The sequence below is a fragment of the Streptomyces aureoversilis genome (assembly GCF_042657885.1).
Lineage (GTDB): Bacteria > Actinomycetota > Actinomycetes > Streptomycetales > Streptomycetaceae > Streptomyces > Streptomyces aureoversilis.
Genome location: NZ_JBHSKJ010000006.1, coordinates 220,071 through 231,610, shown reverse-complemented (window position 1 = coordinate 231,610; position 11,540 = coordinate 220,071). Strand labels below are relative to the sequence as shown.

Genomic DNA, 11,540 nt, shown 5'->3' with positions numbered 1-11,540 from the left:
CTGCCCGCATGACCGCTGCGATTTTCCGGGGCAAGCGCCGCCGCGCCGCTGCCGCTGTCGGCGCCGTGGCCTTCGGGCTCGTCGCCCTTTCCGCCTGCGACAAGCCGACGCCGCTGGCGACGGTGACCGTCGGCTCGACCACCGTGACGACCGAGGCCGCCTGCTACGAGAAGGGCAAGGAGCTCGACCGCGGCGACCTCGACAAGTGCATGGCCGACAAGTCCATCAAGTCCATCAAGGTCCAGCCGGGCGACAAGGTCCGCGTGGGCGTCGAGCCGGACATGGCCGAGCAGGGCTGGATCGTGGTGGGCAACGGCCAGCAGCAGACCAACCAGCTGAAGCAGACCTACACCTCCCTCGACGGCGAGCAGCTCTTCGTCAACCGGATGGCGCAGCGCCTGGAGAAGTCCGTGGTGCTGTCGGTCATCACCAAGGACGGCGTGTGGAGCGTCAAGCTCGAGCTGGACAAGAGCTGACGGACCGGCGGTCCCGCTGATGCGCGTCCTCGTCGTCACCGCCGTGGACGCCGAGCGCGACGCGTTCGTGCGCGGCGCCTCGGCGGCCGGTCCCGCAGGCACGGTCGAGCCGGTCGAGTTCGCCGTGCCGGGCTTCGTGCTGCGCCGGCCCGCCCCGGTCCCGGAGCCGCTCGTGATCGACGTGCTGGCCGCCGGCGTGGGCCCGGCCGCCGCGGCGGCCGGAGCGGCCACGGCCCTGACGGCCGCGGCGCTCTCCGGCAGCCCCTACGGCCTGGTGGTCTCCGCGGGCATCGGCGGCGGTTTCACGGGCCCCGGCCGCGGCGCGGCCGTGGGGTCCGTCGTCGTCTCCGACGCGATCGTGGCGGCGGATCTGGGCGCCGAGACGCCCGCCGGCTTCGTCTCCGTGACGGACCTCGGCTTCGGCACGGTGGAGCACCGGCCGCCCGCGGCACTGGTGCGCGCCGTGGCCGAGGCGGCCGGGGCGCAGCGCGGCGACGTGCTGACGGTCTCGACGGTGACCGGCACCGCCGAGCGGGCCGCGGCCCTGGTGGCCGCGCGGCCCGCCGCGCTCGCCGAGGCCATGGAGGGCTTCGGCGTGGCCGAGGCGGCGGCCGTGCACGGCGTGCCCGCCCTGGAGATCCGGGCCGTCTCCAACCCCGTCGGCCCGCGCGACCGTGCCGCGTGGCGCATCGGCGACGCCCTGCAGGCCCTCTCCGGCGCCTCCGCCGCCCTGCGGGAAGCGCTGCGGGCGGCTCCCCCCGAGACGTGGAGCACCTCCGAGACCTGGAGCACCTCATGAGCGAGCCCCTGAAGATCGCCTACTCGCCCTGCCCGAACGACACGTTCGTCTTCGACGCCTGGGCGCACGGCCGGGTCCCCGGTGCCCCCGCCCTGGACGTCACGTTCGCCGACATCGACATCACCAACGGGATGGCCGAGCGCGGCGAGTTCGACGTCCTGAAGGTCTCCTACGCGGTCCTGCCGTGGGTGCTGGACGAGTACGCCCTGCTGCCGGCCGGCGGCGCCCTGGGCCGCGGCTGCGGGCCGCTCGTGCTCACGCGGGAGGCGGGCAGCAGCCCCGCGTCCCTGGCGGGGAAGACGGTCGCGGTGCCGAGCGAGCGCTCGACGGCGTACCTGCTCTTCCGGCTGTGGGCCGCCGCGGAGGTGCCGGGCGGGGTCGGCGAGGTCGTCGTCCTGCCGTTCCACGAGATCATGCCGGCCGTCCGGGACGGCAAGGTGGACGCGGGCCTGGTCATCCACGAGGCGCGGTTCACGTACGGGAGCTACGGCCTGCACTGCCTGGCCGACATGGGCGAGCACTGGGAGAACACCACGGGCCTGCCCATCCCGCTGGGGGCGATCATCGCCAAGCGCTCGCTGGGCGCGGAGCGGCTGCGCGAACTGGCGGAGGCCGCACGGACGTCCGTGCGGATGGCGTGGGACGATCCGGAGGCCTCGCGGCCGTACGTGCTGGAGCACGCGCAGGAGATGGACCCCAAGGTCGCCGACCAGCACATCGGGCTCTACGTCAACGAATTCACGGCCGGGCTCGGGGAGAACGGCTATGCGGCGGTCCGCGGGCTGCTCACCCGGGCCGCGGCCGAGGGGCTCGTACCGCCCCTCGGCCCGGACGCGCTCGCTTTCGTCTGAGCGCGTCCTCCTCGGACTCTGCGTCCTTTTCGGACTCTTCGGCTTCTGCGGGTTGCCGGACGTCCCGTTCTGCGGGTTCGCCAGACGTCTTCTGCAGGTTTGCCGGACGGCGAACGTCGGACGACGGACGTCAGACGTCCAGCTGGTCGGCGACCGCGCGCAGCATGCCGGCGATCTTGGCGCCGTGGGCCTTGTCGGGGTAACGGCCGCGCTCGAGCTGCTGGGTGACGTTCTCCAGGAGGGTGGTGAGGTCCTGGACGATCGACGCCAGCTCGTCGGGCTTGCGGCGCTGGGCGGCCGCGACCGAGGGCGTGGGATCGAGCAGCGTCACCGACAGCGCCTGGTCGCCCCGCTGGCCGGCCACGACACCGAATTCCACCCGCTGTCCGGGCTTGAGGGAATCGACCCCGTCCGGGAGCACCGAGGAGTGCACGAAGACGTCTCCGCCGTCGTCGCGGGAGAGAAAGCCGAAGCCCTTCTCGCTGTTGAACCACTTGACCTTGCCGGTAGGCACGTCTGTCCTCGTCCTCGTATCTCGTCGGAAATGGGGAATTGAAGGGGAGACCGCCGGAAACCATCGGCCATCGACGGCAATCGGCGGAAAAACAGCTCTTGATAGCACTACAGCGGGTCGCAAGACCCGCTACCCCCCAAGGCTAATGGTCCCGGGCCCGGTGACAAGATGTCCCCGGCCCCACCCCACGCCCAGGCATCTACCCTGGTGGGGTGAGTAGCGAAACGCCCCGGGCCGGGGATCTGCTGGTACGCATCGGCGCCATCGTCTTCCTCGTCGGCGCGGTGGCCACCCTGGCGACGGTCGCCCCCCTGTTCCTGGGCTCCGCCCCGCTGCCTCCCGCAGCGTACTTCGTCTGCATGCTGATGGGGGTGGGATTCCTCATCGCGGGCGCCGGGGTGCTGCGGTCGGTCGCCGAGCAGCGGCGTCAGGCGCGGGCCTCCTCCGCCGCGGGCCCCGCCGCGGCCAGGTAGCCGCGCAGCCACCCGGGGAAGTCCGCGAGCCCGGGCAGGACGACGTCCGCGCCCGCCGCCCGCAGCTCCTCCGCCCCGCAGGGCCCGGTCGTCACGGCCACCGACAGCGCGCCGGCCGCCCGCGCGCCGCGGACGTCCCCGACGTGGTCGCCGACGTAGACGGCCGCGCCGTACTCGCGCAGCGCCCCCGCCTTGGCCTCCGCCCACAGCGAGCCGACGAGCACGTCCGGCTCGATGCCCAGGTGGTCGAGGTGGAGACGGGCGTTGCGGGCGTTCTTGGCGGTGACGACGACGGCCCGGCCGCCCAGCTCGCGCACCGCGGCCACGGCCTCGCGGGCACCCGGCAGCGCGGGCGAGGGCGCGATGCCGTGCTCCGGGTACGCGGCCACGTAGAGGGCGGCGGCCTCGGCGACGCGCTCCTCGGGGAACCAGTTGGCCAGCTCCTGCTCCAGCGGCGGCCCGATCCGGGTGAGGACGAGGTCGATGTCGATGGCCGTGCCGGTGGCGGCGACCAGCGAGGCGTACGCGGCCCGGATGCCCGGGCGGGAGTCGACCAGGGTGAGGTCCAGATCGAAGCCGACCGTGAAGCGGGGCGTGCGCGCGGCGGAACTCATGGGCCCCATTGTGCAGGGTGGCCCCGGGCCTCCCTGGGGTGGCCGCCCCCGGCCTTCCCGCCAGGCCCCCTACGTACACTTAGCCTGCCCTAACCGCCTCACTCCGGCCCTCCGGCCGCCCGAACCACCCGTGGAAGCGATGTCAGCCGCCGTCCCGATCAGCAGTCCCGGATCCTCCCTGATCCGGCGCCGCATCGGCTGGACGGCGGCCGCGGCCGCCGTCCTGCTGGTCGCGGTGCTCCTCAGCCTGGCGGTGGGAGCCCGCCCTGTCGCCCCGGACCGCGTCCTCGACGCCCTGCTGCACGGCGGCGACGGCAGGGACGCCGTCGTCGTCCGTGAGATGCGGCTGCCGCGGACCCTCGTCGGCCTGATGGTCGGCGCCGCCCTCGCCCTCGCGGGCACGGCCCTGCAGGGCATCACCCGCAACCCCATCGCCGACCCCGGCGTCCTCGGCATCAGCCACGGCGCGGCCGTCGGCGTCGTCCTGGCCATCATGCTCGCCGGGGTGGAGAGCCTCACGGGCTACGTGTGGTGGGCGTTCGCGGGCGCGGGCGTCGCCTCCGTCGCCGTCTACGCCATCGCCTCGCGCGGCCGCGGCGGGGCCTCTCCGGTCAAGCTCGCGCTGGCCGGCGCCGCGATCAACGCCCTGCTCGTCTCGGTGACCACGGCCGTGCTCACCACGCAGGCGTCCGTCCTGGACAAGTTCCGCTTCTGGCAGGTCGGCTCGCTCTCCGCGAGCGACGCGGAGCTGGCGGGCCGGATCTGGCCGTTTCTGCTGGCCGGGGCGGTCCTGGTGCTGTCCGTGGCCCGCGGCCTGGACGCGCTGGCCCTCGGCGAGGACGTCGCGAAGGGCCTCGGGCAGAACGTGGCGGCCGTCCGGATCACCGGCGGGCTGGGCGCCACCGTCCTGACCGGTGCCGGCGTGGCCGCCGCCGGGCCCATCGCCTTCGTCGGCCTCGCAGTGCCGCACATCGCCCGCGCGCTCGTCGGCGGCGACCACCGCTGGCTGCTGCCCCTGTCCGCCCTCCTCGGCCCGGCCGTCCTGCTGTCCGCCGACACCGCGGGACGCGTGTTCTTCCCGCCGGGCGAGGTCCCGGCAGGCGTCATGACGGCCCTGATCGGCGTCCCCTTCCTCATCGCCCTCGTCCGCCGGAAGCGGGTGGCCGCCGCATGAGCACCACCGTCAACGGCCGCACCACCGGCCGCGGCGCCCGCCCGGCCGGCTACGCCCTCGTCCGGGCCGGCCGCGGCTCCTTCCTCGTCCACCGGCGGGCCACCGCCGTCGCCGCCGGCCTGGCCGTCCTGCTGGCCGCCGCGTGCCTGGCGTACCTGTGCACCGGCAAGTCGTTCACGGCGCCCGGCGAGGTGCTGAAGGTCCTCCTCGGCGAACCCTCGCGCGAAGAGCTCGTCGTCGGCACGCTGCGGCTGCCGCGGATGACGGTGGGCATCCTCGTGGGCCTCGCTTTCGGCGTCTCCGGCGCGCTCATCCAGACCGTCGCCCGCAACCCGCTCGCCAGCCCCGACATCATCGGCGTCACCCAGGGCGCGAGCGCCCTGACCGTCGGCGCCATGACGTTCGGCGTCACCTCGTACGCCGCCCTGCCCTACGTGTCCGTCGCCGGCGGCCTCCTCGCCGCCGTCCTCGTCTACGCCTTCGCGTGGCGCGGCGGCCTGCACGCCACCCGCTTCGTCCTCATCGGCATCGGCTTCGCCGTCGCCCTGCGCTCCGTCACCCACCTGTTCATGACCAAGGGCGACTACCTCGTCGCCCAGCGGGCGCAGGTGTGGATGACGGGCTCGCTCAACGGCCCCGGCTGGGACGAGGCCGCACCCCTGGCCCTCTCGCTGCTCGTGCTCGCGCCCTTCGTGTGCTGGGCCGCCCGGGCGCAGCGCACCGTCTCCATGGACGACGACACGGCGACCGCGCTGGGCGTGCGGCTGAACAGGGTGCGCTGCGGGCTCGCCCTCCTCGGCGTCGTCCTCGCCTCGATCGCCACGGGCGCGGCCGGGCCCGTCGACTTCGTGGCGCTGCTCGCCCCGCAACTGGCCCGCCGCATGACGCGCACCGCGCAGATCCCGCTGCTGTCGTCGGCACTGACGGGCGCGGTCATCGTGGTCGTCGCGGACCTGCTGGGCCGCAAGCTCCTGGAGCCGACGCAGCTGCCCGTGGGCGTGCTGACCGCAGCCGTCGGCGCCCCGTACCTGATCTGGCTCATCGTCAAGGGCCACAGCACCCGCCGCACCGGAGGAACAGCGTGACGAAGAGCGTGCCGGAGAACGTTAAGGGCGGCTCGGAGAGCGTGAAGGGTGGCTCGTTGGACGGCCCGGAGGGCGACGTGATGGACGGCCCGGCGGGTGCGGGCAGCCGCCTGGCCGCCCGCGACCTGACCCTCGCCTACGAGGACCGCACCGTCGTCGACGGCCTCGACCTGTCCGTCCCCGACGGCGAGGTCACCATCGTCATCGGCCCCAACGCGTGCGGGAAGTCCACGCTGCTGCGCGCGCTCGGCCGGCTGCTGAAGCCCGTCCGCGGCACGGTGCTGCTCGACGGCGAGGAGCTCGCCCGGATACCCACCCGGACGATCGCCAAGTCGCTCGGCCTGCTGCCGCAGACGCCCGTCGCACCCGAGGCCATCACCGTCGCGGACCTCGTCGCCCGCGGCCGCCAGCCGCACCAGCGCTGGTGGCAGCAGTGGTCGGAGGCGGACGAACGGGCCGTCGCGGACGCCATGGCCCGTACGGACACGGCGGCCCTCGCCGAGCGGGCCGTGGACGAGCTCTCGGGCGGCCAGCGGCAGCGCGTGTGGATCGCGATGGCGCTCGCCCAGGAGACCGACCTGCTGCTCCTGGACGAGCCGACGACGTACCTCGACATCGCCCACCAGGTCGAGGTCCTCGACCTCGTACGGCGCCTGAACCGCGAGCGCGGCCGCACGGTCGTCGCCGTGCTGCACGACCTCAACCAGGCGGCGCGCTACGCCGACCACCTGGTGGCGATGAAGGCGGGACGGATCGTCGCGCAGGGCCGCCCGGAGGGGATCGTCACGGCGGAACTGGTGCGCGAGGTCTTCGGACTGGAGTCGGTGGTGGTTCCGGACCCCGTGACGGGCAGTCCTCTGGTGGTGCCGGGACGGCCGTGGGAGGCCGGACCGGCGGCCGGTGCACAGGCCGGCAGCAGCACGGCCGTCTGAGCTCCCCGCCTTTCGTGGGGGCTCCTCCCCACGAAAGGCAGGCCGGGACATGAACCGGAACCCCCGACGCCGTCCCCGACGCTCCCTCTTCCTCACCGCGGCCGCCTTCCTGGCGGCCGCCGCGCTCGGGCCCTCCCTGTCCGCCTGCACCTCCGGCTCCGGGGACGGCCCGGGCGGCGGCACGCACCTGGTGCGCACGGCCATGGGCGAGGTGAAGGTCAAGAAGCACCCGCAGCGCGTGGTCGTCCTGGACACCGCCGAGCTGGACTCCGCCGTCACCCTCGGCATACGACCGGTCGGCGCCACCCGTGCCGACACCGCCTCCGGCTCCCCCGAGCACCTGCCGGCGGAGAGCGTCCGCGGCACCGAGGACGTCGGCAGGATCGGCGTCCCGGACCTGGAGGCCGTCGCCGCCCTGAAGCCGGACCTCATCCTCACCAACAAGGACCGCGACGCGCAGCGCTACGACGAGCTGTCGAAGATCGCCCCCACGGTGATGACGGCCGCGACGGGCCACCCCTGGAAGGACAACTTCCGTACCCACGCCGAGGCACTCGGCAGGACGTCCGAGGCCCGCAAGGTTGTCGCGGCGTACGAGACCCACGCCCGCGAGGTCACCGAGGCGCTCGGCGGCACGGAGCGGGCCGCGGCGCTGAAGGTGAACGTCGTGCGGTTCGTGGAGGGCGCCGCCATCCGGATCTACGGCCGGAAGAACTTCATCGGCACCGTGCTGCAGGACGCGGGGGTGGGCCGGCCCGACGTCGTGGACCGGGCCAAGGACGGCTTCTCGTACGACGTCGGCCCCGAACAGATCGACCAGGCCGACGCGGACGTCCTCTTCACCTCCGTCTACGGGGACCCGGACCGCGCCCGGGTGCCGCGGACGACCGGCAGCGCGCTGTGGAAGGGCATGAAGGCCGTACGGGAGGGCCGGACGTTCAAGGTCGACGACCGGCTGTGGATCCAGGGCATCGGCTACACGGCGGCGAACCGGATCCTGGACGAACTACGGGCGCACCTGGCGGACTGACGGCGCGCGGTTCGGCCGGGCTCGCCCGGTGCAGGATCAGCCCGGCCGTCGCGAACGCCACACCACGAACATCGCGGAGCCGACGGCCGCGGCCCGCAGCACCCACGGCCAGGTGTCCGACAGCGCCGCGCCCAGGCCGCCCTCCGGCACCGGGTCGCCCCAGCGGCCCTCCGTACGCCCCCACAGCCAGACGATCCCGGCGGCCACGACCAGCCCGGGCACGCCCATCACCGCCCACTGGGACTCGCTGTGCGAGAGTTTGCGCGTCAGATAGGCGAGGCCCCAGCCGACCGCCAGGACGATCCAGTTGCCGAGCACGGCGCCCACGACCAGGATCAGGGCGACGAGCAGGAGCAGCGGAGGGACGGGGGCGCCGTCGGCGCGCCGGAACAGGGTCGCGCGCTGAGCGCCGTCCTCCTCCGCGTACTCGTCCACGCCTTCCGGGCCTTCCGTGCCGTGCTCGCCCTGCCGGCCGCCCGGCCCGGGGGTGCCGTCCGAGGGCTCCCGGTCGCCGGGGAGCGGGGGTGGCTTCAGTATGTCGGGGATCTCGATGCCGCCGGTGAACCCGTGGACCGTGCCGCGCGCCGCGCCGTGGGCGCCGCCACCGTCCGCGTACGGGGAGGCGTCGGTGCGCCACCAGTCCGGCATCTCATCGGCATCGGCGCCCACCGGGGCCGCGGGGCTCTCCGGCGCGACGTACGAGGGCGGCCCGGCGGGGACGGCCGCGCGGGCGGGCTCGCCTTCGCGGCGCGGCGCCGGGACCTTGCTGCTGCGGTCGCTGCGGTCGCTGCGGTCGCTGCGGTCGCTGCGGTCGCTGCGGTCGCTGCGGTTGCCGCGGTCGCTGCGGGCTGCGGAGCGGGAGCCGGGGCGGGGGCGGGCGTCCGCGGCGGAGCTGAAGCCCGCGCCCGTGCCGGTGCCGGAACCCGTGCCGGAGCCGGCCGCTCCGGCGTCGTCGACCGCCTCGTCCGGGCTGCCGAGGCCGGTGAGGATGCGCTGCACGGCGGAGGGCGTGTCGGCACCCTCGGTGGCCCTGCGGCGCTCGATCTCCGTCCGCAGCCGGGAGACCAGACGCATCCGGTCGGCGGAGGTGAGGTCCGCCCGCCGCTGGGCGATGTCGCCGACCCGGCTCAGATAGTCGTACACAAGCTGATCGCTCTCGATCCCCACCGAATCCCCTAAGGCCGCCCAAGACCACCAGCCGCTTTTCCCCCGAAGGTACCGGTTCTCCGGGAGGACGACAGGGGGAACGGAAGGGGCGGCGGGAGCGCACGGGGGCGTCGGCGCGTGGGGTGTCAGCGCACGGCCACCACGTCGAGCGCGATCCGCAGCCGACGGCCCGTCATCCCTTTGGCGTGGGTGACGCCGAATTCGTAGCGGTCGACGACGGCCGTGGCTTGCAGGGCCAAGCGCGAACCGTCCACCTCCACCTGACTCAGAGTCAGTACCACCGGCCGGGCGACACCGCGCACCGTCAACTCGCCGTGCACCGTCACCTCCCCGTCCGCGCGGCGCACGTCGCCGCCGTGGAAGCGGATCTCGGGGTGGAGCGCCGAGTCGAGGTAGTCGGCCGAGCGGACGTGCCGGTCACGCTGGGCGTGCCCGCTGGCGAAGCTGTCGACGGGGATCACGGCCTCGACGGTGGAGGCGGATTCGGGCTCCTCGACGGCGATGCGGCCGTGCGCGACGGAGAGGGTCCCCTTGATGGGGAACAGCCCGAAGAGCGCCCGCATCCGGAACCGCACCTTCGAGGCCTCGGGGTCGATGCGGTAGACGCCCGGTAAGGGCCCGCTCTTGTGGTCTGCGCCCTGGATGCCCATGGAGCGGTCCCTCCCGCCGGTGCCGGTGCAACGGTCCCTGGCCGGTACGGTATCGGGCTTCCGGCCCGCTCGAACGGTAAACCGAAGACCCTGGGGACCCTGGGGACCCTTGGGGCCCTTACGGCAGGGTGATCTCGTAGCGCAGGCGCTGACGGTGGGCGGGCATGATCAAGACGTCCGCCTGGATGGGCTCCCCGGCGCCGTCGAGGGTGAGCCGGGTGAGCTGGATGACGGGTTCGTCGGGTGCGGTGTCGAGCGCCTGCCGTTCATCGTCGGTGGGCATCCGCGCGACGACGTCCTCGCGGACGGTCGTCCCCGCGTACCCGAGCCGCGCCAGCAGGGTGACGGCCCCGCCGGGAATCTTCGCGGTCCCCGCGAGTGCGGTGCCGCGGGCGATGCGGACGGGGTAGTAGGTGTCGGTGAGCTCGCTGGGCCGCTCGTCCAGCACCATCAGCCGCCGCCGCACCACGACGACCTCGCCGGGCCGGACGCCGAGCAGCCCGGCGACGGCGTCCGGGGCGGGCACCTCCCCGGCGTGGACGATCTTCTGCCGCCCGCGACGCCCTTGCGCGGCCGTCTCCGCACTCCACGCGTCGGGACTGCCGTCGGGCCGGGCGGTGACGTAGGGCAGGGAACTGCTGACCCAGCGGGTGTCGGTCACGCGGCCCCCAACTCGCGGCTCTGGATCGCTCGTGCGAAGGAACGGTACGGCGCGGCGGCGACGCGGAGCGTTGGCCCGCCGGGCCGTTTGGAGTCGCGTATGAGTACGGGGTCGGAGCCCTCTGCGAGAGCGATCTCTACGCAATCCTCAACGGTGGCGCTGTAGCTGCTCTTCTTGAACCTCATCGTGCCTCCTTGGCAACCCTTGAGATGAAGTCGCGGCTCGTGTCCGCGTCCAGGGCTTGTGCCCACAGGTGATCGAATGCAGCGGTGTACCGCGTGACGAGGGTGTCCTCGTCCATGTACACAGAGGTCGCGAGTGGTTCCACTGCAACGACGGGATCGCCCACGTCGAAGTGGAAGACCGTGTAGGCGCCGTTGATTCCAGTGTGCGCCCCTGAGCTGAAGGGGAGAACCTGCAGCTCGACATTCGGCTGCTTCGACACGGCGATGAGGTGCTCCAGCTGCCCTCGGAGAACGTCGCGACTGCCCATCTCGCGCCGGAGGCAGGCCTCGTCGAGGACACACCGCAATGAGAGCGGGGGCCTGGTGGTTTGAGCGCCCGGCACGCTCGCCAGGATCTCCTGTCGCTTCATGCGTAGGTCCACGAGATTCCGTACGTCACGTGGCGTGCTCCATGCGCTGCCGCCTTCGATGACGGCCTGGGCGTACGCCGCCGTCTGCAGCAGTCCCGGAATGACGATGGCCGCGTAGGCGTCGGTGCGGGTAGCGATCTCTTCCAGCTCGATGAAGTCGGCGAACGGTGGACGAATCACGTCCTTGTACTGCGCGTAAATGCTCCTCTGGCGGGCACTGTTGGCCAGTCTCGCGATCTCCGTCGTCTCCGCGATGCGCGCTTTGTCCGTGACTCCGTATGCGGCAAAGAGCTTCTCCAGATCGGGGCGCTGCCTCCCGTTCTCGATCTTGCTCAAGGTCGGCCCGGACATGCCCAGCAGCCTCGCCCCCTCCGCGAGGTTGAGTCCGGCCCTCACCCGCATCGTCTTCAAGATCGCCCCCAGCCTCCGGCGCAGCAGGGTGGGCGTGACATCGGGCATGTGGTCACCTCCGTGGGCGCTGACTCTACCGATATCAACTCCCGTTGATGCGCCCCCTTG

Annotated in this window: 15 protein-coding genes; 8 read left to right on the top strand and 7 right to left on the bottom strand. The window is 73.3% G+C overall.

What is annotated here, in order from left to right:
- The first annotated feature begins 8 nt into the window (after window positions 1–8).
- Genes ACFPP6_RS13060 through ACFPP6_RS13050 form a run of 3 tightly spaced genes read left to right on the top strand, consistent with a single transcriptional unit; the run spans window position 9 to window position 2,126 of the window.
- Entirely contained in the window at window positions 9–476 is a 468-nt protein-coding gene (locus ACFPP6_RS13060) for a DUF2771 domain-containing protein (protein ID WP_382040633.1), read from the top strand.
- 19 nt (window positions 477–495) lie between these two features.
- Window positions 496–1,275 (top strand): futalosine hydrolase, encoded by a 780-nt coding sequence (locus ACFPP6_RS13055; protein WP_382040629.1) that lies wholly within the window; start codon window positions 496–498, stop codon window positions 1,273–1,275.
- Window positions 1,272–2,126 carry a 1,4-dihydroxy-6-naphthoate synthase gene (locus ACFPP6_RS13050; RefSeq protein WP_382040626.1) on the top strand — a complete coding sequence of 285 codons (855 nt, stop codon included), beginning with the start codon at window positions 1,272–1,274 and terminating at the stop codon, window positions 2,124–2,126. Before ACFPP6_RS13055 ends, ACFPP6_RS13050 begins: the two co-directional genes overlap by 4 nt.
- Before the next feature lie 130 nt (window positions 2,127–2,256).
- Here ACFPP6_RS13050 and ACFPP6_RS13045 read toward each other — a convergent pair whose 3' ends face one another.
- On the bottom strand, window positions 2,257–2,640 hold the full coding sequence (locus ACFPP6_RS13045; protein ID WP_058045797.1) for a cold-shock protein: 384 nt from the start codon (window positions 2,638–2,640) through the stop codon (window positions 2,257–2,259).
- Between the two features lie 212 nt (window positions 2,641–2,852).
- On the opposite strand from ACFPP6_RS13045, the gene ACFPP6_RS13040 reads away from it, so the two are divergent.
- Entirely contained in the window at window positions 2,853–3,113 is a 261-nt protein-coding gene (locus ACFPP6_RS13040; RefSeq protein ID WP_382040623.1) for a hypothetical protein, read from the top strand.
- Here ACFPP6_RS13040 and ACFPP6_RS13035 read toward each other — a convergent pair.
- Window positions 3,068–3,727, bottom strand: coding sequence for an HAD family hydrolase (locus ACFPP6_RS13035; protein WP_382040620.1), 660 nt, complete (start codon window positions 3,725–3,727; stop codon window positions 3,068–3,070). The genes ACFPP6_RS13040 and ACFPP6_RS13035 overlap by 46 nt on opposite strands.
- Before the next feature lie 139 nt (window positions 3,728–3,866).
- Between ACFPP6_RS13035 and ACFPP6_RS13030 the strand changes: the two genes are divergently transcribed.
- The 4 genes from ACFPP6_RS13030 (at window position 3,867) to ACFPP6_RS13015 (ending at window position 7,948) form a co-directional block, all read left to right on the top strand.
- The gene (locus ACFPP6_RS13030) at window positions 3,867–4,901 is read left to right on the top strand and encodes a FecCD family ABC transporter permease (protein ID WP_382040617.1); all 1,035 of its coding nucleotides are present in this window, start codon (window positions 3,867–3,869) and stop codon (window positions 4,899–4,901) included.
- Entirely contained in the window at window positions 4,898–5,986 is a 1,089-nt protein-coding gene (locus ACFPP6_RS13025) for a FecCD family ABC transporter permease (RefSeq protein WP_382040614.1), read from the top strand. The genes ACFPP6_RS13030 and ACFPP6_RS13025 overlap by 4 nt, the downstream gene beginning before the upstream one ends.
- Window positions 5,987–6,066: 80 nt before the next feature.
- Window positions 6,067–6,918 (top strand): ABC transporter ATP-binding protein, encoded by an 852-nt coding sequence (locus ACFPP6_RS13020; RefSeq protein WP_382041019.1) that lies wholly within the window; start codon window positions 6,067–6,069, stop codon window positions 6,916–6,918.
- Window positions 6,919–6,967: 49 nt separating this feature from the next.
- A complete protein-coding gene (locus ACFPP6_RS13015; RefSeq protein ID WP_382040611.1) occupies window positions 6,968–7,948 on the top strand; it encodes an ABC transporter substrate-binding protein in 981 nt (326 codons plus the stop codon).
- A 36-nt stretch (window positions 7,949–7,984) separates the two neighbouring features.
- On the opposite strand, the gene ACFPP6_RS13010 is transcribed toward ACFPP6_RS13015, so the two are convergent.
- From ACFPP6_RS13010 to ACFPP6_RS12990, 5 genes are all read right to left on the bottom strand, one after another.
- Window positions 7,985–9,115, bottom strand: coding sequence for a hypothetical protein (locus ACFPP6_RS13010; RefSeq protein WP_382040608.1), 1,131 nt, complete (start codon window positions 9,113–9,115; stop codon window positions 7,985–7,987).
- A 125-nt stretch (window positions 9,116–9,240) separates the two neighbouring features.
- The gene (locus tag ACFPP6_RS13005) at window positions 9,241–9,765 is read right to left on the bottom strand and encodes a YceI family protein (protein WP_382040605.1); all 525 of its coding nucleotides are present in this window, start codon (window positions 9,763–9,765) and stop codon (window positions 9,241–9,243) included.
- A gap of 118 nt (window positions 9,766–9,883) precedes the next feature.
- Entirely contained in the window at window positions 9,884–10,426 is a 543-nt protein-coding gene (locus tag ACFPP6_RS13000; protein WP_382040603.1) for a UTRA domain-containing protein, read from the bottom strand.
- On the bottom strand, window positions 10,423–10,611 hold the full coding sequence (locus ACFPP6_RS12995) for a DUF397 domain-containing protein (protein WP_382040600.1): 189 nt from the start codon (window positions 10,609–10,611) through the stop codon (window positions 10,423–10,425). The genes ACFPP6_RS13000 and ACFPP6_RS12995 overlap by 4 nt, the downstream gene beginning before the upstream one ends.
- Complete coding sequence (locus ACFPP6_RS12990) at window positions 10,608–11,480, bottom strand: helix-turn-helix domain-containing protein (protein WP_382040598.1); 873 nt, start codon at window positions 11,478–11,480, stop codon at window positions 10,608–10,610. The genes ACFPP6_RS12995 and ACFPP6_RS12990 overlap by 4 nt, the downstream gene beginning before the upstream one ends.
- Between the last annotated feature and the right edge of the window lie 60 nt (window positions 11,481–11,540).